Raw genomic sequence first — 17,444 nt, 5'->3', positions numbered from 1 at the left:
CGGGAGGAAAAACCATGGATACCAGCTCAGTAACGCCCGAAGGTGCGGCCTGCATCAGCGAACGCCAGAACTCCATCATGACGACCGGCAAGAGCAAGAGCAGTATCCACTGCGCTGACGACAGCCTGGCCGGCTCCGTCAGCCAGCGGGCCTGTGTCTTCTGCGGGGCCCGGGTGGTATTGAACCCGGTCACGGATGCAGTCCACCTGGTCCACGGCCCGATCGGGTGTGCCACCTACACGTGGGACATCCGGGGGAGCCTGTCGAGCGGTTCCGAGATGTACCGGAACAGCTTTTCCACCGACATGAAAGAGCGGGACGTGGTCTTTGGCGGCGAGAAGAAGCTTGCCGCATGCATCGACGAGATCGTGGACAAGTACCACCCGCCGGCAATCTTCGTGTACTCGACCTGTGTCTCGGGCATGATCGGCGACGATATCATCGCGGTCTGCAAAGCGGCATCGCACCGCCATGCCACCGATGTGATCCCGGTCGAGTCCAGCGGTTTTCTCTCAGGCAACAAGGTGGTCGGGTACCGGGCGGCAGCCATTGCGCTGATGCAGCTGATCCGGCCCGGCGAAGGAGTTGCAATCGAAAAGACAAAGAAACTCAATTTCCTCGGCGAGTATAACCTCGGCGGCGAGAAATGGGTGGTCGAGCGGTACCTCCGGGAGATCGGCATTGAGATCAATGTCGCGTTCACCGGGGATTCGACCGTTGCCGCTCTCAAGCAGGCGCCGGGTGCCTGCCTGAACCTGGTCCAGTGCACCGGCTCCATGCACTGGGTGGCCATGCACCTCGAGCAGGAGTTCGGCACCCCGTACCTTGACGTGAACTTCTTCGGTGCTGCGAATACGGCCGAGAGCCTGCGGAAGATTGCACAGTTCTACGGGGACCCGGAGATGATCCGACGGACCGAGGCGCTGATCGAACGAGAGCAGGCCCGGATCCAGCCGGTCCTCCGGAACTACCGGAAAAAACTGGCTGGCAAACGGGCGGCAATCTATGTCGGCGGGGCTTTCAAGGCTGTCGCCATCATCCGCCAGCTCAAAGAACTCGGCATGGAGATCGTGCTCACCGGCACCCAGACCGGGAAGAAAGAGGAGTACGACAACCTAAGCACCCTGCTCGACCCGGGCACGATCATCATCGATGACGCGAACCCGGCCGAACTGGAAAAATTCCTGCTCGAAAAGAATGTCGACGTGATGGCCGGCGGCGTCAAGGAACGGGTGCTTGCGTACAAACTGGGCATCGGTTTTGTGGATCACAACCATGACCGGAAAGACGGGCTCGCCGGCTTTGACGGGGCGGTCCGGTTTGCCCGCGAGGTGTATGTCACCACGTGCTCGCCGGTATGGAGCCAGCTGAAAGCAGCAGGCAGGAGGGTATGAGTATGGAAACGGTTGCCACACCGAAAGTAAAACAGGTGAACGAGAACCAGTGCCAGCAGTGCATGCCGCTCGGCGGAGTCGTCGTCTTCAAAGGCATCGAGAACGCGATGGTGCTCGTGCACGGCTCGCAGGGATGCAGCACGTATATGCGCCTGACCAATGTCGAGCATTACAATGAACCGGTGGATATCGCATCCTCCGCCCTCAATGAGAAACAGGCAATCTATGGCGGGGAAGCAAACCTGCACAAGGCGCTCGACAATGTCATCCGCGTGTACGAGCCAAAAGTCATCGGCATCATGACGACCTGCCTTGCCGAGACGATGGGCGAGGATCTCGAACGGATCGTTGCAACCTACCGGGAGAACCGGGGCATCACCACGATCGACATCATCCCGGTGGCGACCCCGAGTTACAGCGGGAGCCAGACGGAAGGGTTCTGGGCCGCGACCCGGCAGCTGGTTGCGTATTACGCAAAACCGGCCGAACGGCACGAGGGGATCAATGTCATCATCCCCCACATCAGCCCGGCCGATATCCGGGAGATCAAACGCATCCTCGAGGTCTTCGGGCTTGAGTATACGATGCTCCCGGATTATTCGCTGACGCTCGACCGCCCCTACGGGGGACGGTACCAGAAGATCCCGCCGGGCGGGACCTCCACCCGGGATATCGCCCGCATGTCCGGCGCGAGAGCCACGATCCAGTTCGGCGTTACCTGCCCCGACAACCTCTCCCCCGGTCTGCTCCTTAAGCAGGAGTTCGGAGTGCCGCTGCACAACCTGCCCCTGCCGTTCGGCCTGCAGAACATGGATCGCCTGGTCGAAACCTTAGAAAAACTCAGCGGCAGATCATTGCCCGAGTGCCTCGAACGCGAACGCGGGTGGCTGCTGGACGGGATGGCGGACTCCCACAAGTTCAACGCAGACGGCCGGCCGATCGTGTACGGCGAGCCCGAGCTCGTGTACGCGTTATCAGGCATCTGCGTGGAGAACGGTGCGACTCCCGTTGTCATCGCGAGCGGGACAAAGAGCCACCAACTCACCGGGCTGCTGGCAACGCTCCTTACGGATGCCGATGAACAGCCGGTGGTACTCGAAGAGACCGACTTCGCCGCCATCGATGATGCGGGAGTCTTACACGGGGCAAATATCGCGATCGGCCATTCCGGCGGGAAGTTCCTGACCGAACGCCGGGGCATGCCGCTCATCCGGGTGGGCTTTCCCATCCACGACCGGACCGGCGGGCAGCGGGTATTGTCGGCCGGGTACACCGGGACCTTAGCGTTCCTCGACCGGTTCACCAATGCACTGCTCGAAACCAAATACGAATCGTACCGCGAACTGCGGAAAGAAGAGATGGGTATTAAGGAAGGTGCCTGAAATGCAAAAACCTGAAAAACATATTTTTGTCTGTTCAAGCTCACGGCCCAACGGCCAGCAGAAAGGCTTCTGCCACGCAAAGGAAGGAGTCGATGTCATGATGAGATTCATGGAAGGAATCGAGGAACGGGGCATCGGGGGCGAGGTCTTCCTCTCCAATACCGGGTGTTTCGGGATATGCGAGAAGGGACCAATCGTTGTCGTGTATCCGGAAAATGTCTGGTACGGCTCGGTCAGCCCTGACGATGTCGAAGAGATCCTTGACAGCCATATCGAAGGAGGCACCGTTGTCGAGAGACTGGTGATCTAGGATCATGTGCCAGAGACGAGTGAACCGGACGGGGCCGGAGATAGCTGCCATTCTCGGCAGCGACGGGTGCAGCAGCACCCTGTCAGAACCGGGGACGGTGGTCGTGTACCGCAAACAGGGCTGCTCCTTTGAGCCGGTCCGGGAGATGGCGTTTGCCCTTGACCAGGACAAAGGGCTCAAGGAGCTGCGGGCGAAGATGGCGGAACTTATCCGGTTCCTGGAAGGATGTGAAATATTTGTTGCCCGGTCGGCCAGCGGCGCCCTGTACTTCGAGCTGGAGAAAGCCGGCTTCAGCATCTGGGAGATCGCGGGAAAGCCTGAGGATATCCTGGCGATTGTGCTGGAAGATGAAGAGAAGGAGCGGGTGGCTTCGCAGGTGCCGGGTGTAACCGGGATTCCGGCGCCGGCCGAGCGATCGCCCGGCAGTTTCTTCATCTCGATCAAAGAGATCCAGGGACAATCCCCGGCCATCAGCAGCAAGCAGGTGCTCCAGCAGTTTATCCGGGAGGGAAAGTTCCGGGAACTGGAGATCATCTGCGACCACGTACCACCGTGGATCGAGATGGATGCCGAGTGCCGGGGATTTTCCCTGCGCTCGGAAAAACTGGGGCCCAACGAGTGCCGGGTCCGGCTGGCCAGGACTTCGGCGGGATCGTGTGGCTGCTGAACCGGCGTGGAAAGGTCAATCACTTTTTTTCAGATGATCCAGGATGAGAGGAGTCCTATACTTCTTTTATGCTCTGTTGAATACTTTGGTACCCGAGGGTCTCTGTTCTGAGGGAAAATAAGCCCTATACGGGCTCCTTTTCCCTTCCTGACATTCCGGAAAACCCCGCAAAACCGCCGGATTCTTTTCCCGGGAAAAATACCCCGATATTTGCCCGGATTGGCGAAATACGAGCGGAAACGCCCTCACCGGATGGCCGCCAATGGCCCTTAAACCGAGACAATTTTTACCACTTAGTTTACCCCATCCGGGCTCTTGAAACCCGACCGGAATAAGAACAAGGGGGCTCTTTTTCCAAGTGCCCCATTTTCGATCGTCAGAGAGAACTACTTCACAACACTCTCCTCCACCACCGCAATCTCGTCAACCGTCAACCCGTAGAGTCCGTACACCAGCGAATCGATCTGCCGGTCCGTTGCCTGGATCTTTTTCAGCAGATATTCACGTTCCCGATCAGTTTTTGCAGCCCGACTGTTTTTCTCCAGGTCAGACATCTTCCGGACCAGCACTTCCATACGATCGTACCGGGCAAGATCCTCCGGCCGGTCAATATCCGGCGTATAGATCGGTAGTCGTTTGAGATCATCCCACGTGAACAATTTCCGGTCCGGTGCAGACTGCCGGATGGAATGATCAAACACGAACGCAAGGAGCCGGCTGTTCAGGATCCCGGTAAGGTACAGGCCGGCTGAAGGAATCGCATTGGTTGCCTCATCACCAATCCCCCGCCCGGTATCAAAGAAAAAAACCGGCCTGGTAAACCGTGCGGGAAACAGGATCTTTTTCCGGGGCTCCTGCCAGAACACATCCCATGCGGTCTCCCACCACAAGCTTTCCGGCCCGGCCCGGGTTTTCAGCACCTCTTCGAATTGCTGCAGGTGCCGGGCAATGTGCGGGTGCCGGTGCTTAAACCACTGCCAGGGCTTCTTTGCCGCCTGCGGGTGAGAAATTGTCCATCCCTGCGGGATCAGGATCATGAATTTTTTCCCGGCTCTTGCATGATAACGGTTGATCTCCGTTTCCGAATACAGCCTGCGAAGGAGGGGTTTGCACCGTGAGTCCCGTTGCAGCCATTCCCTTACCTGCGCCTCATCGATGACAAACGGATCGTCTTTTGGGATCCGGATACCGGCATGGACCTGCCCCATCACAAATTCTTCAAGGGGCGTACTGAACCGGCTCACCTTCCTTATGATCTCCTCTGCCCGGGTGTCGCGGAGTGCCCAGCCTCCCTTGTCCAGCAGCCGCGGGTCGACAGGGAACTTGTGGGATCGGACAAATGAATCCGGGTCCTCAAGAAACGCGGCACCGGCAAGCACAGCCGGGAAGGTTCGGGAAGGGGGGAAGGTACTGACGCGGAGAAGGCAGAGCCCTGCGCCGGGTCTTCCCGCAGGGATGGCAGCAAGATCCACGATCTCCTCGACCTGACGGGTGTTCAGCATCTCCCGCAGGGGCGACCCGTTCGATCCGCGGAGCCACGCATTGCTCATGATACAGGATACCGTCCCTCCCCGTGACACAAGAGAGAGGGACTTTTCAAGGAAATACGCGGACCGGTCGATGAGGGGGTGATACACGGCATACCGCTGCTGGAAATACTGCTGGAGCCATTCGCGCTGCTCAAGCGCTCCTTCCGGCGGGTTGCATACGACCGCATCGAACCCGCCCCCGGCAACAATTTCCGGAAAGCGTTCCTTATACGAGAACGGGTTCAGCGCGTGCCGGTCCCGGGCCGGGCAGAACATCCACGACTCATCCTCAACAATCTCCGGGCCAACCAGTGCATTCCCGCACAGGATCGTGTGCCGGAGATCCTGAAAAACGGACTGTGCGGTAACGGAAAAATCCTCACGTGCCAGGCATACCTGAGGACAATTACAGAGTTCCAAGACGAGCAGCATCCGGGTCGCGGCAACCGCATGACGGTTGATATCAAGACCGTAGATCGAGTGCACGAGATGCTCACGGCGTTCCTCGAAGGTCAGCGTTGACCCCCCGGCATTTTCCAGAATGTGCCGGTAGAGAGCGAGAAGCACGGTACCGGAACCGCAGGCGGTATCAATAACCCGGAGCGGGAGGATCTCCCGGGCGGACCGGTTCTTCCGGGCAGAGATCAGAGCCTGCTTAACCATATAATCGATCAGGGACAGTGGCGGGATCACCGTCCTCCCCGATACAACCGTGTCGTGTGTGTCCACGACGGTTGCCTGCTGGGTTGCCGATCGCCGGATAGTCCGGGTGAGATACTGCATCAGGACCTGCGCGATGGTCCCGGTGGGCATCTTACTGAAATCATATCTCGTCTCTAAAGACAGGAGCGCTGCAAGGATGGAATGGATAACCCGGTCTTCAACAAGAAAATCGTTCCCGGTATCCGGTGAATGGGGAGAGACCGGGAAGTCATCTTTATACAGGGCATCCGCATACGGGACGAGCCCTTGTATGATCTGCGGCACCGCCGGTAAATTTCGGAGATCAACCAGCGTGCCGGCTTCTATGAGGTGACGGTCCTGAGCAATGCGCAGGAGCAGAAGAGGAAAGAGGATCCGGTTTACTGCAGCGGTGATGTGGTCGCTTCTCAATTCGGGATTATTCCGCGCAATGCTCCGGGCGAGTTGTTCACGCCAGCAGGTGAGATCGTGGAGCAGGGCAATCGCGTCGGTACCCGATGCATTCCAGCCGCCATCCTTCGGATTTTCTCCCCCCAAACCCGCCATTGCCTAATACGTGCTAACCGCAGCGATAACTATGTTGCTGGTTGCCAGTATCCCGGAGTCTGCGGATTTCCCCGGAATTTCCCCGGGGGTACCACGATCTCGAATCGTGCACCCCTGCCCGGTTCCCCATTCTCCGTGATCGTGATACCGGTGATATTGAGGATCTCGCGGATAATGGGCAATCCAAAACCGGTGTTCTTCCCAAACTCCCAATCGAATATTCTCTCTTTCTCCTCAGTGACCACCCCCACACCATCATCTTCGCATACGATGATCCAATCCCCATTGCGTGCCTCAAAAGAGAACCGGATTGTCGTGATTGTGCCCCCATGCCGGATCGCATTGTCTATCAGGTTGTAAAAGACCTTGATAATCAGTGGATCCGCAAACACTTCCCTGCCGGCAGGCAGATCGTTTTTGAGCATTACCTGCCCGGGTATGACTCCCTTTTCGGCACTATTCACAAGAGTAAAAAGATCCTGCCAGACAGGAGCATGTATACCGATCTTCTCGTATTCTCTGGTGAACCGGATCGTGGCAGTGATCTGGCTGCTTGCCTTTGTTATACGGGAAAAATAGTGTTCCAAAGAGGGATCGGAAATTTCACCGTGTAACAATTCGACAAACCCGTTCAGTGTCAGAAGCTGGTTGTTGATGTCATGGCGGGTGATGCCTGAGAGAAGGTTGAGCTTTTTATTTGCTTCATCGAGGGCTTTTTCCACTCGCCTTCGTTCCGTGTTCTCCTGTTCAAGGGCCTGGTTTGATTCCCTGAGATCCGCTACCGCCTCCAGCAACCGCTCGTTGGAAGTATTCAGCTCCTCATTGGAGGCGTTCAACTGCTCGTGTGCCACCTGCAGTTCCCTGTTATTATTGACTGCCGTCTCGTAAGTGGACAGGAGAATATTGAAGATCTGGAGACGGGTTGCAGAGATTACATAGGTAGTATTGGCAACGGTCACTTCGAATGCAGAACGCAATTCATCCGGATCAGGTTTTTCCAGATGGGAAAGGATAGTGCTGATGCGTGAACGGATATAGTCAGGTTCGAAAGGTTTGATGATAAAATCATCAGCTCCGGATGCCAGTCCTTTGATCACATCCTCCGGATTAAAAAGACGGGTAACGAGGATAACCGGGATATCTGAACTCTTCTTATCCTGCCTTATTCTGCAGCAGAGTTCATACCCATCCATTTCCGGCATGATAATATCAGTGAGTACCATCAGGGGACGTTCAACTGCGATCTGTTCCAGGGCTTCGCAACCATTCATCGCGAGAGCGGTGTGGTAACCTTCGTCTTTGAGAATAGCGCGGAGATATTCAGCCTGTGTCCGGCTGTCCTCAACGATAAGGATCGTTCCTGCGGTTTTTTTGGTATGATCACCCGCAACCCGGGACACAACCTCATCTATGTCAGTTCCTTTTTGGAGGACTGGTTTTTCAGACATGTGCGGGTTACTCTGTGTCTGAGATTTCTCTTACAGGCAATAAAAGGGTGGCGATTCCATATTACGGATTATCCTTCCTGCAATAGCAGTGTACTAGGGGGTGGCCCATGAAGACAGCCGGGATCGAGAGGGGGGGTAATGAGGAACAGCGCGGTGCGGCGGACTCAAGGTAGTTCCCTTCCATCACCAGAAAAAAGGGAAGTTACCTAAAACCCGATCCCCACTTCCCCGCTGCTCCCGCCCGATGGCTCCTTGTCTGCAACCGCAAGCATCAGCACGATCCCGAGAATCTCTAAACCCATGCAGAACAGGAATGCTGCATCAAACGCACTCGCGAGATCCGCAGTGGGAAGTTTGCCGGCAGTCACTGCAGCAATCTTTGGTCCAGCTGCAACGGTAGCAGCCAGCATCACCATCGCGACACCGATAGAGGACCCGAGGTTTGTCATCACCCGCATCAGGCCCGAGGTAGAGCCCCGGTCCTTTGCTGGCGCCTCCCCCATCACTGCACTGTTCAGCGGAGAATAGGCAATGCCGGTCCCGGCCCCGAGCAGGAAGAGGTAGACGCAGATATATCCCACGCTCGTGTGGGCAGAGATGGTTGAGAGGAGAAACAGGGCAATGGTACAGAGCGCAAAGCCGGTGATGATCGGTTTTTTCGTACCGATCACATCCGAGATCTTTCCGGCAATGGGGGCAGTCAGGATCATGCCGACCGGTAGCGCGAGCAGAATCGTTCCGGCATTGTCGGTTGGGATCTTCTTGACCATCTCCAGATAAAACGGCATGATGACCATCGTTCCGGCCATTGCCATATTGATCAGCATGATGTTGATGTTCTGGAGGGAGTACGCCCGGCGGGAGAAGAGATTAGTATTGATCAGGGGTTCTGATCCACGGCACTCCTGCAGGATAAAGAGGATCCAGAAGAGGGCCGAGATGACAAGGGCAATAAGTCCAGCGGTCGGGGTATTGTCCTGCACCGTATTCAGGCCGAAGATGAGCGTTCCCAGCGCCACGAAGAGCAGCACAACCCCCGTGACATCCAGTTTCGCTTTCGGGGTCACCGGATCGAGCCGTGGCAGGACATGCGAGCCGAGCAGGATGGCAAAGATGCCCACCGGCAGGTTCACGTAGAAGATGTACTGCCAGGAAAAGACACTGGTCAAAAATCCACCGACGACCGGGCCCAGGGCGGCCCCGAGCATAAGGAACATGGCCACGATCCCCAGTGCCTGGCCCCGCACCGAGGATGACAGGTAAGAGGAGACCATCACGGCGCCCAGCGCTGATATGATCGCACCACCCACAGCCTGGAGCATGCGGGAGAGGATGAGGAGCTCAATGGACGGGGCAAGCCCGCAGGTCATGGATCCCAGCGTGAAGAGCGCAAAGCCGGCAAGATAGATGTTCCGGTACCCCTTCATATCACCGATACGGGATGCCGCGAGCAGGAGGCTGACCATGACGATCAGGTAGGCATTGAGTACCCATGAGGCCGTGACGGTCGGGATGTCGAAGGATTTGGCGATGGTGGGAAGAGCGATATTGACAATGGTGCCGTCAAGGCCGGCCATGAATGACCCGAGACCGATGACGAGAACGATCATCAGATCCTTAACCGACATTTTCTGTTTTTCCATGGATTCCGCCATAGTAACAAACCTGATGAAAGGAAAAAGGGTTTTTTCCCATAAGAATGCTTTCAATAGCCGGCATCGGATGCAGGACACCGGAAAAATACATGCATAATCGCCCGAAGACAAAATGCCTCTGTCCATAATTCCGTACAGGAAATGGGTATCTCTTTTTCCAAGGCGATAAGACGGGTATACAAAAAGACTCTGTTGATATCCCCATTTCCTTCATTCATCGGGTCTTCTGTGGTAGTTAGGATTGTGACCCCCTCTCTCCCCCAGAGGGGGAAGCAACCCAAGGGGAGCACCCCTTGACCCCCCCTTTATCGGAGTTCTTCTTCAACCGTCTGAGGGAATATCGCAATTGGGGATGCCCGAGCAACGGGGGCGGAGGCACTTTGTGCTGGAACCCCCAAGAGCGACCGCTTGTATCAAAGAGGGTTTCAACAGAGCCTACAAAAACGGCATTTATAAATCAAAGGGTGATGACAATCGTTCATACAGACCCTCCGGAAAAGACCGGATGAACGCTCAGGAGCCACTATGGTCCCGGCGTTTGCCGGGGGATTACCAGGCCGAACCTTAACGACAGCCCCTTGCCGTAAACCCTGTTGCAGAGGGTCATGATCATGGGGCTCGGGATGGTGCTGACGGCAGCGGTATACTTTAATCCCGGCTGACGGGGACGCGATAATAACAGGGGGATGATGAGATGCAAAACAATGACAAGCAGGGAAAAAACGGTACATCCGTTATGTTCCGGACGATCGCTCATTTCTATGACCCGGATGATCCAACCCCCGAGAACAACCGGGTGTTGTCGGACCGTGCCGAGAACGAGATTTTTCATGAAGTGCTGGCGGTTCAGAAAGGAGAGCAGGGTGAAAAGTGCAACCATCTTGAGATCGTGCTCCCGGCATCCGAGCTGACACCGGACCGGCAGACCGCAATCATCTCTGCGATACGATCCCATTTCTGGCTCCGGGCGGGGGAGGTGCAGCGGGACATGAAACTTACCCAGATGGTCGGGCTCCGGGAGTTCCGGCTGACAATCGCCGTCTGTCTTCCCTCTTTTGTCGGTATCGCCATCTGTTCCCAGTTTAAGGGAAACCCCATCTCGGAAGTCGTCGAGAATGTGCTGGTAATCTTCTGCTGGGTGACGATCTGGCAGCCGTTCCAGGCGCTCGTGTTCGATCGCTGGACACAGTCGAAAACTGCGATGGTGTACCGGATGATCGCAGATATGAAGATCAGCGTAAGGGCGGAGTAATCGCGTTTTATCTGACGGCCCGGTTGAAAAACCGTACCTTTTTTCCCGGCACGGGGCAGGAAATAATTAAATCTCCTGCAATCGTTAATCGAAGATGATCATCTATGGAACCTGAAATTCTGACAAAGGGCGGACTTCTGGCCCGCGGTATTTTTGCCCTGATCATCGGCATACTCTGCTTTACGCTCCCGGTGGGAATGCAGGCAGTGTTTGCCTATATCATCGGGATTTTCTTATTGATCATCTCGCTTGTCACCGGCGCAATCTCCCTCAGCGAAGATGGCAGGGTGCACTGGGGGGTGCTCATCCTCTCCCTTATTGGCGTGATCATCGCACTCCTCATGTTCATCTCGCCGTTTGCGATGTTCATTGCGTTAACCATCCTGATCGCCGCGTGGGCGATCATTACCGGCATTGCGGAACTGGCTATTGCATTCTCCTTAAAGGAATTGCCATTCCGGGTTCTGCTGGGCATCAGCGGTTTTTTCGCCATACTGTTCGGTATCCTGATAGGATTTGCCCCGCTCCCGACCGAGGGATCGCTCATCCTGATACTGCTTCTGGGTATCTACTGTCTCTTCTCGGGTATCATCAGCATCATCGCGGGCCTGTTCATGAAAAAAGGCGAAGCGGTGATTGCGTACTGATACACAGAAACCGTATCCCGATGTAAGGGATACAAACCTCTTTTTTCTCCGTTTTCTGCATTGTAGAAAACCGTTTTTTCATGTAATAGATAGCCCCCCCTCTTGCGCCACCAGTCCCCCGTTGGGGGACGGGCGCAGTGCGATAGCCCGGGTAAGGTTACCGGTAATACGTTGTCATCGCAATGGGGGGGTGCCCCAGTGGCGGGGGAAAAAGCCCCCGAGAGTTATTCATGGTCCTTTGCGCCACAGGCAACCATGGATATGGCTTATCCATAGTAGCGTCAGAGTTTTCTAAATGTTTTCTACAGAGCACATTTTTCGTATCGGTACGAAAGCTGATCTTTTCAATGCACTGACCGGGTCAAACCTTTCGTCATGCGATCATTTCGGCAACGAACGTGCGGGTCATCCTCGTGTAATCCACCGGCACGATCAATCGCAGGAGTAGCACTGTTAATGTCCCAGGGTTGTGAGGGTACTTGGATTCGACTGCGGACTTTTCCGCCGTTTTCTGGAAAAAGGGATTTTACACTCGAGATTTGATAATGAAAAAATCACTTGGCCGGGAGATCCCGGCTCCGCTCAGTGTTTTCTCTCGACGATGTATCCCTTGATTGCGGTCAGGGTGGTGCTGTCCATCATCACCGAGAAGTCAAGGTCCACAACAAAGACCGGAAATGTCCCTGCAAGAGAATTTCGTTTTATGATAAAGATCTTGGATTCGAGCAGCTGGGCACTCATGTCAAGCGGGTTCTGATCCGGATCTGAATTCCCTCCCGAAGAGGAACTCTCATTGTTGAGAAGCTCCTGTAAGGACTGTTCCTTGAAGTCAAAGAGCCGGTCTGCCATCATCCGGCTGGTAATACCGTGGATATACCTGATGATGAAATACTGGCTGATGGCAAGGATCGCCAGAAGGCTGAACAGGTGCCCGAGCTCGGTCAGCTGTGACTGGTTTAAAAAGGCGTTCAGGGTAACACCCGGCAGGTAGATAATCGTCGTCAAAAACAGGAATATGGCAAGCAAAAAGCCGAAAATGAACATGGCCGTGACCAGCTGGGGCGGTAGTTTCTGCCGGTGAAGATGGCTTTTCATTGTCTCCACTTTTTTTACATACGTAGTCGAGAATGGTTCTACCTTCCAGACCAGCAGGTAGAAGATTACAATGATCGCGCACTGGACGATCACAATGATCGTGGTACTGAGTGGAAGTCCCCGGGTAAAATGGATAAGGGCAAACACAATGTCAATAGAGAAGATCAGCCCGATTCCGAGCGACAGGGCGCGGCTGTTCATGAAGAGTGCGTTGATGAACAACCGGGTAAACCGGGTTGTACCGGAGGTTACCCCGATCTCCCTGAGCCACGCATGGAACCGTGAAAGGTCGGCTGCCGGGAGGCTCGTGTTCTGGAAATTTGTCGGGATCAGCAGGGAGATGAAATAGCCCATGTTGAGGTAGAAGCTGGCCGCGATAAACAGCCCGAAATAATCGGGACGGATCAGGGAGAAGATCACATTGGTAAGAATACACACCAGAAGGATGAAAAAATGAAATCCCTTATGACCTCTTTGTGTCATCAGCCTGGCACGGTTTTGCCGAACTGCCGATAGTTCGTTGCTGATAATCTGCCTGAGGGGTAGATCTTCCTGGGTTGCTGTATTCACTGTGCCTGTAGCCAACGATGTCACCATATCGATATGAGATGCACTACGTTTGGTTGTGAGAGCATTAAACGTAATGAATTTTAATTTTTTTTCGGGGAATCGTCTGTTGTGAGTGTTCCTGCTGCACAACCAGCACATATCCGGGTGATCACCGCATTGTTTCGGAAAAATCCTTGTCTCCGAGGCCCTGTTATAGCGGGAAACAAATCTGCCGTGACAGGATGCGAACAGATAAAAAAAAGTATTGGGGGCACTTATTCTCTGCCCTTCATTGCATGAATTTTTATGAGCCCCGAACAGGATTTGCAGGCATAGTACTCATCCTTCCAGCAGGCATCGCACGCCCAGCGCCCGCAGAGAACGCACTGGCGGAGCTCAGATATTGCATGGGGGGTGGAGCAGAGATCACAGGTGTACCGGGCGAAGCTGTGGGGATCCTTTACGGGAGGTTCCCCCTGCTTGCGCATCACGGCAATCTCTTTTTTCAGCTCGCGGAACCGATCGGGAGCCTCATTACTTTTTGGCGCTGCCTTTCCGGGCAAGTTCTTTTTCCAGAGTGTCAAGACGTGCCTCCAGGTTTGACATGGTGGTCTGCATCCCGGATTCATACTTCTTCAATTCAGCGAGACGCGCTTCATCGTTTTCAATCTCCTTGTAATGCTGTTCCTTGAACTGCTGGAGTTTCGGGTGGGAGACCAGCTGCCACTCTTCAACCATCTGCTGGAAACGGCGGTCAAGGTACTCATCCACCCGGCTCTCCACCGGACGGGTGAGCGAGATGTCACCCTTTGCACCCCGGATAAAGTAATAGATCAGGAAAATGAGAACGCAGAGGATGAGAACAATAATGATAAAACTCAGTAAGTCCATGTCAGACCATCCCCTTCAGTCTGGCCGCACGGTTTTCAAGCTCGGTGAGCTTATCCGATGCCGCATGCTCGAATGCTTTCAGCCGGGGGATCTCTTTCTCGATCGCATCCAGGCGGCCCGTAAAATCTGAAAGATCCGTTCTTGTGGCGAGATCCCACTCATCAACGATATATTTCATCCTGCGGTCAACATACGCATTCAGGTACGTGTTCATACCGATCATAACGAATCCTCCAGAGAAGTGATCAGGCTGTCAAGCTTCTTTGCCCGACTCTCGATGGTCATCTTTCCTGCGTAGAGGCTGCTGATCTCATCGCTCACGGATGCAAGCCGGATTTCCAGCTTGTGGAGATCGCTGTCGGTGACGAGATCCCATTCCTCGATGATGGCGGCAAAGTTCTGGTCAAAATAGACATCCAGCGATTTATCGAGCGTTGGTATGCGGGATTCGATCGTCCCGGGGATATGGGAGAACTGATCCCAGAACGATTCTCCTGTAGCGTTCTGGTTCTGATTCGGGTTGATAACCGGGTACATGGTTTTATTTCACCTTCTTTTCCTGTTCCTGAACATTTCCTAACAGATTATCCAGTTTTCTCGCCTTTACCAGGTTTTCGAGCCGGGTTAACCGCGTTTCAAGGAGTTTTTCCTTTGCATAGATAGTCGTTTCAAGGACCGTGTTCTCATCTTCAACATTTTTTATCCCGGCGATCTGTTCCGCGGAGAGCCGGGTAAACGAGAAGACCTTTGACGCTTCGTGCTGCTGTAAGAGTTTGAGTTTGTCCTTTTCCAGGTCCAGCTCAATCGTGCGGTTAGCGGTCTTCATGATGCGTATCTCACGGATAATGAGATACACGATCACCATTGCGAGAACAACAAGGATTCCCATGAGAACGGTATCGGTGATTACTGCTTCTGTTGCCATTTTTTCACCCCATTATGGTTTGTGTTTTACTGACAGCGGGCCGGATTACAGTTCATCGCGAGGACCGGTGGCCTTCTTTACCGTTTTTTTAACATCTTTAACGGTTTTTGCGGCAGCTTTTCCAACAGTTTCTGATGCTTTCTTGGTCTCTTTTTTCACGGTGTCTGCAGCTTTTGCTGCGCCGGCCTTTACGTCAACGGTGGTCTTTTTCACCGACTCGTCGAGTTTATCAACACTCTTTGAGAGCGATTTGTTGACATCTGCTGCCGCTTTTTTGATCTTTTCTCCCAGGGGAGGGGTTTTTCTGACAAGGACTTCGTCGTCATCGTTGAGGCCGATCGTTTTAAGGTCCTCTTCACTCACGCGCACATGCCCTTCCCGTACCATGGTATCGGCAATTACCGTCGTGGTGACAGATTTTTTTGTGGCTTCGTTGATGAGATCCACATGTTCCCCTTCATGGATTCCCAGATCGGGCAGGTGCGCGATATTGAGCCGCACCCGTCCCTGGCTCGGAAATGCCCGCTTCTTGATGGTAAACCGTACCTCTTTCATAGTGGATAGACTATTTCTTAAAAGGTAAATATCTTCCTGATATTGACGGTAATAACAAAATTTTTCTGATTGTTGCTTCGTACCGGGCAGCCATCGCATAAAAAACACCATTTCAGCGGAGCATTTTAAAAAAACCTGTTTTTTTCCCTGTTAACGGTCTTTCTTCTCACCCATTAAACTCAATAAAAAGAGAGGGTTCGACCAAAACCGGGAAAAATCTTTTGGATAATTCCAGCAGAGTGTGAGCCTGCCTGAAACACAGTTATCTTCACAGAACACCAATATCTCCCAATAACTGGGGAGAACAGAGATGGCAAAACAGTGCGATGAACCGGTCACCCAGATACACCTGAAACCGAAGATGACCGTCAATGAACTGGTCATGACAATGGGAAAGGCCGGGGCATACAATGGCGGATCGCTGTCCCGCGCCGTGGATATCTATGAGCAGATGCTGCGCGATGCCGGGACTACGAAGTTCTTCGGACTGGCAGGGGCGATGGTACCTGCAGGCATGGGCGGAATCGTATCCGATCTCATCAAAGCCGGGCATATCGATGTACTTGTCTCTACGGGCGCAAACCTTACTCACGATATCATCGAGGCGATCGGCTGCAAACATTTCCACGGCACCGCGTTCTGCAATGATATCGAACTCCGGCACGATGAGATCAACCGGATATACGATGTCTACCTCCCCAACGAGGCGTTCGAGCATTTCGAGGAGTACATGCAGGGCGTGTTTGGCGAACTCGAACCCGGCAGCACGATCTCTATCTCCGCTCTTCTCCGGCATATCGGGAAGACCGCAAAATCCGGTATCCTCCACACTGCGTATCACAATAATATACCGGTCTACTGCCCGGCCGTGCAGGATTCCATGATCGGTCTCCAGTACTGGCTCTTCTCCCAGACCAACAAAGTGACGGTCGATGCATTTGCCGATATGCCGGCACTTATGGATCGCTGCTTTACCGCAAAGAAAGCAGGCGCCATGCTGGTCGGAGGCGGGGTGCCGAAGAATTTTATCCTCCAGAGCATGCTCATGACCCCCAACGGGTTCTCCTACGCAGTCCAGCTGACCGGTGACCGCCCGGATCTCGGCGGGCTCTCGGGCGCAACCCTGGATGAGGCCCGTTCCTGGGGTAAGATCACCGAAGAGGCGCAGGCTGTAACCGTATACGGCGATGCCACGATCACGCTCCCTGTTATGGTGGCCGCAGTCATGGAGAGGCTCCACCATGACTGACCTGATCCTCGCACTGGACGCAACGGAGAAGAAAACAGCTTTAGCAATAGCGGAAGCCTGTGCTCCCCATATCGATGCCATCAAGCTCGGCTACCCGCTGGTACTCTCATGCGGACTTGCGATTGCAGACGAGATGGCAGAGTATGACATCCCGCTCATCGCGGATTTCAAGGTTGCAGATATCCCCAACACCAACCGGCTAATCGCCGAGCAGGTCTTCGAGGCCGGGTTCTCTTCGATCATCTGCCACGGGTTTGTAGGAAAAGATTCGGTGATTGCCTGTGTCGAGACTGCATTCGAGAGCGGGGGGGCGTGCTACGTGGTAGCCGAGATGAGCCATCCCGGCGCAACCGGTTTTTTTCATGGCGGCACTGCAGAGAAGATCGCAGAACTCGCCATGGAATGCGGGGCGGACGGAATTATCGCCCCTGCCACCCGGCCGGAGCGGGTGAAAATCTTAAGAGGTATCGTAGGCAGGCGGAAGATCCTTTCACCGGGGGTCGGGGCGCAGGGCGGGGATGCCGGTACCATTGCAAACCTTGTTGACGGAATTATCGTTGGCCGCGCGATCTATGAGGCGGAAGACCCGGCGAAAGCCGCACAGGCTTTTGCTCAGATCCGCTCGAAGTAAATCAACACCATTAAACC

18 protein-coding genes are annotated in these 17,444 nt (G+C 54.5%); 8 read left to right on the top strand and 10 right to left on the bottom strand.

The window, feature by feature from the left end:
• Nucleotides 1-14: 14 nt before the first annotated feature.
• From nifE to WC593_13225, 4 genes are read left to right on the top strand one after another with little or no spacing between them, the layout of a single operon-like run.
• A complete protein-coding gene (gene nifE / locus WC593_13240) occupies nucleotides 15-1,394 on the top strand; it encodes a nitrogenase iron-molybdenum cofactor biosynthesis protein NifE (protein MFA4826111.1) in 1,380 nt (459 codons plus the stop codon).
• A gap of 2 nt (nucleotides 1,395-1,396) precedes the next feature.
• Nucleotides 1,397-2,776, top strand: a complete 1,380-nt coding sequence (locus tag WC593_13235; protein ID MFA4826110.1) for a nitrogenase component 1 — start codon at nucleotides 1,397-1,399, stop codon at nucleotides 2,774-2,776.
• Nucleotide 2,777: 1 nt separating this feature from the next.
• Entirely contained in the window at nucleotides 2,778-3,086 is a 309-nt protein-coding gene (locus tag WC593_13230) for a 2Fe-2S ferredoxin (GenBank protein MFA4826109.1), read from the top strand.
• 4 nt (nucleotides 3,087-3,090) lie between these two features.
• Complete coding sequence (locus WC593_13225; GenBank protein MFA4826108.1) at nucleotides 3,091-3,753, top strand: Fe-only nitrogenase accessory AnfO family protein; 663 nt, start codon at nucleotides 3,091-3,093, stop codon at nucleotides 3,751-3,753.
• 386 nt (nucleotides 3,754-4,139) lie between these two features.
• On the opposite strand, the gene WC593_13220 is transcribed toward WC593_13225, so the two are convergent.
• The 3 genes from WC593_13220 to WC593_13210 all read right to left on the bottom strand — a co-directional run bounded on the left by WC593_13220 (nucleotide 4,140) and on the right by WC593_13210 (nucleotide 9,633).
• Nucleotides 4,140-6,530: a hypothetical protein gene (locus tag WC593_13220; GenBank protein MFA4826107.1), complete on the bottom strand. Its 2,391-nt coding sequence runs from the start codon at nucleotides 6,528-6,530 to the stop codon at nucleotides 4,140-4,142.
• Between the two features lie 29 nt (nucleotides 6,531-6,559).
• Nucleotides 6,560-7,978: a response regulator gene (locus WC593_13215; GenBank protein MFA4826106.1), complete on the bottom strand. Its 1,419-nt coding sequence runs from the start codon at nucleotides 7,976-7,978 to the stop codon at nucleotides 6,560-6,562.
• A 206-nt stretch (nucleotides 7,979-8,184) separates the two neighbouring features.
• A complete protein-coding gene (locus WC593_13210) occupies nucleotides 8,185-9,633 on the bottom strand; it encodes an MFS transporter (GenBank protein ID MFA4826105.1) in 1,449 nt (482 codons plus the stop codon).
• Nucleotides 9,634-10,327: 694 nt separating this feature from the next.
• Between WC593_13210 and WC593_13205 the strand changes: the two genes are divergently transcribed.
• Together WC593_13205 and WC593_13200 are read left to right on the top strand one after the other, a co-directional pair.
• Nucleotides 10,328-10,885, top strand: a complete 558-nt coding sequence (locus WC593_13205; protein ID MFA4826104.1) for a hypothetical protein — start codon at nucleotides 10,328-10,330, stop codon at nucleotides 10,883-10,885.
• 104 nt (nucleotides 10,886-10,989) lie between these two features.
• Nucleotides 10,990-11,532 carry a DUF308 domain-containing protein gene (locus WC593_13200; protein MFA4826103.1) on the top strand — a complete coding sequence of 181 codons (543 nt, stop codon included), beginning with the start codon at nucleotides 10,990-10,992 and terminating at the stop codon, nucleotides 11,530-11,532.
• Between the two features lie 582 nt (nucleotides 11,533-12,114).
• Here WC593_13200 and WC593_13195 read toward each other — a convergent pair.
• From WC593_13195 to WC593_13165, 7 genes are all read right to left on the bottom strand, one after another.
• Nucleotides 12,115-13,110, bottom strand: a complete 996-nt coding sequence (locus tag WC593_13195; protein MFA4826102.1) for a hypothetical protein — start codon at nucleotides 13,108-13,110, stop codon at nucleotides 12,115-12,117.
• A gap of 341 nt (nucleotides 13,111-13,451) precedes the next feature.
• Entirely contained in the window at nucleotides 13,452-13,739 is a 288-nt protein-coding gene (locus tag WC593_13190; GenBank protein MFA4826101.1) for a hypothetical protein, read from the bottom strand.
• Nucleotides 13,711-14,067 carry a hypothetical protein gene (locus WC593_13185; protein ID MFA4826100.1) on the bottom strand — a complete coding sequence of 119 codons (357 nt, stop codon included), beginning with the start codon at nucleotides 14,065-14,067 and terminating at the stop codon, nucleotides 13,711-13,713. The genes WC593_13190 and WC593_13185 overlap by 29 nt, the downstream gene beginning before the upstream one ends.
• 1 nt (nucleotide 14,068) lies before the next feature.
• On the bottom strand, nucleotides 14,069-14,290 hold the full coding sequence (locus WC593_13180) for a hypothetical protein (GenBank protein ID MFA4826099.1): 222 nt from the start codon (nucleotides 14,288-14,290) through the stop codon (nucleotides 14,069-14,071).
• The gene (locus WC593_13175) at nucleotides 14,287-14,604 is read right to left on the bottom strand and encodes a hypothetical protein (protein MFA4826098.1); all 318 of its coding nucleotides are present in this window, start codon (nucleotides 14,602-14,604) and stop codon (nucleotides 14,287-14,289) included. The genes WC593_13180 and WC593_13175 overlap by 4 nt, the downstream gene beginning before the upstream one ends.
• A 4-nt stretch (nucleotides 14,605-14,608) precedes the next feature.
• Nucleotides 14,609-14,992, bottom strand: a complete 384-nt coding sequence (locus WC593_13170; protein ID MFA4826097.1) for a hypothetical protein — start codon at nucleotides 14,990-14,992, stop codon at nucleotides 14,609-14,611.
• 45 nt (nucleotides 14,993-15,037) lie between these two features.
• Nucleotides 15,038-15,547, bottom strand: coding sequence for a hypothetical protein (locus tag WC593_13165; GenBank protein ID MFA4826096.1), 510 nt, complete (start codon nucleotides 15,545-15,547; stop codon nucleotides 15,038-15,040).
• A 310-nt stretch (nucleotides 15,548-15,857) separates the two neighbouring features.
• Between WC593_13165 and WC593_13160 the strand changes: the two genes are divergently transcribed.
• Together WC593_13160 and pyrF are read left to right on the top strand one after the other, a co-directional pair.
• Entirely contained in the window at nucleotides 15,858-16,796 is a 939-nt protein-coding gene (locus WC593_13160) for a deoxyhypusine synthase (GenBank protein MFA4826095.1), read from the top strand.
• Complete coding sequence (pyrF, locus tag WC593_13155) at nucleotides 16,789-17,427, top strand: orotidine-5'-phosphate decarboxylase (protein MFA4826094.1); 639 nt, start codon at nucleotides 16,789-16,791, stop codon at nucleotides 17,425-17,427. Before WC593_13160 ends, pyrF begins: the two co-directional genes overlap by 8 nt.
• The last annotated feature ends 17 nt before the right edge of the window (nucleotides 17,428-17,444 follow it).

This window comes from Methanoregula sp., from assembly GCA_041645435.1.
Taxonomy (GTDB): Archaea; Halobacteriota; Methanomicrobia; order Methanomicrobiales; family Methanospirillaceae; genus Methanoregula.
This window is presented reverse-complemented; position numbering and strand designations above follow the sequence as displayed.

Bases quoted from the DNA above. Each gene is read 5' to 3' on its own strand.
- WC593_13185 (MFA4826100.1), bottom strand. From the start codon at position 14,067: ATGGACTTACTGAGTTTTATCATTATTGTTCTCATCCTCTGCGTTCTC.
- pyrF (MFA4826094.1), top strand. From the start codon at position 16,789: ATGACTGACCTGATCCTCGCACTGGACGCAACGGAGAAGAAAACAGCT.
- WC593_13225 (MFA4826108.1), top strand. From the start codon at position 3,091: ATGTGCCAGAGACGAGTGAACCGGACGGGGCCGGAGATAGCTGCCATT.
- WC593_13210 (MFA4826105.1), bottom strand. From the start codon at position 9,633: ATGGCGGAATCCATGGAAAAACAGAAAATGTCGGTTAAGGATCTGATG.
- WC593_13200 (MFA4826103.1), top strand. From the start codon at position 10,990: ATGGAACCTGAAATTCTGACAAAGGGCGGACTTCTGGCCCGCGGTATT.
- WC593_13180 (MFA4826099.1), bottom strand. From the start codon at position 14,290: ATGATCGGTATGAACACGTACCTGAATGCGTATGTTGACCGCAGGATG.
- nifE (MFA4826111.1), top strand. From the start codon at position 15: ATGGATACCAGCTCAGTAACGCCCGAAGGTGCGGCCTGCATCAGCGAA.
- WC593_13215 (MFA4826106.1), bottom strand. From the start codon at position 7,978: ATGTCTGAAAAACCAGTCCTCCAAAAAGGAACTGACATAGATGAGGTT.
- WC593_13220 (MFA4826107.1), bottom strand. From the start codon at position 6,530: ATGGCGGGTTTGGGGGGAGAAAATCCGAAGGATGGCGGCTGGAATGCA.
- WC593_13195 (MFA4826102.1), bottom strand. From the start codon at position 13,110: ATGACACAAAGAGGTCATAAGGGATTTCATTTTTTCATCCTTCTGGTG.
- WC593_13165 (MFA4826096.1), bottom strand. From the start codon at position 15,547: ATGAAAGAGGTACGGTTTACCATCAAGAAGCGGGCATTTCCGAGCCAG.
- WC593_13160 (MFA4826095.1), top strand. From the start codon at position 15,858: ATGGCAAAACAGTGCGATGAACCGGTCACCCAGATACACCTGAAACCG.
- WC593_13235 (MFA4826110.1), top strand. From the start codon at position 1,397: ATGGAAACGGTTGCCACACCGAAAGTAAAACAGGTGAACGAGAACCAG.
- WC593_13205 (MFA4826104.1), top strand. From the start codon at position 10,328: ATGCAAAACAATGACAAGCAGGGAAAAAACGGTACATCCGTTATGTTC.
- WC593_13230 (MFA4826109.1), top strand. From the start codon at position 2,778: ATGCAAAAACCTGAAAAACATATTTTTGTCTGTTCAAGCTCACGGCCC.
- WC593_13170 (MFA4826097.1), bottom strand. From the start codon at position 14,992: ATGGCAACAGAAGCAGTAATCACCGATACCGTTCTCATGGGAATCCTT.
- WC593_13175 (MFA4826098.1), bottom strand. From the start codon at position 14,604: ATGTACCCGGTTATCAACCCGAATCAGAACCAGAACGCTACAGGAGAA.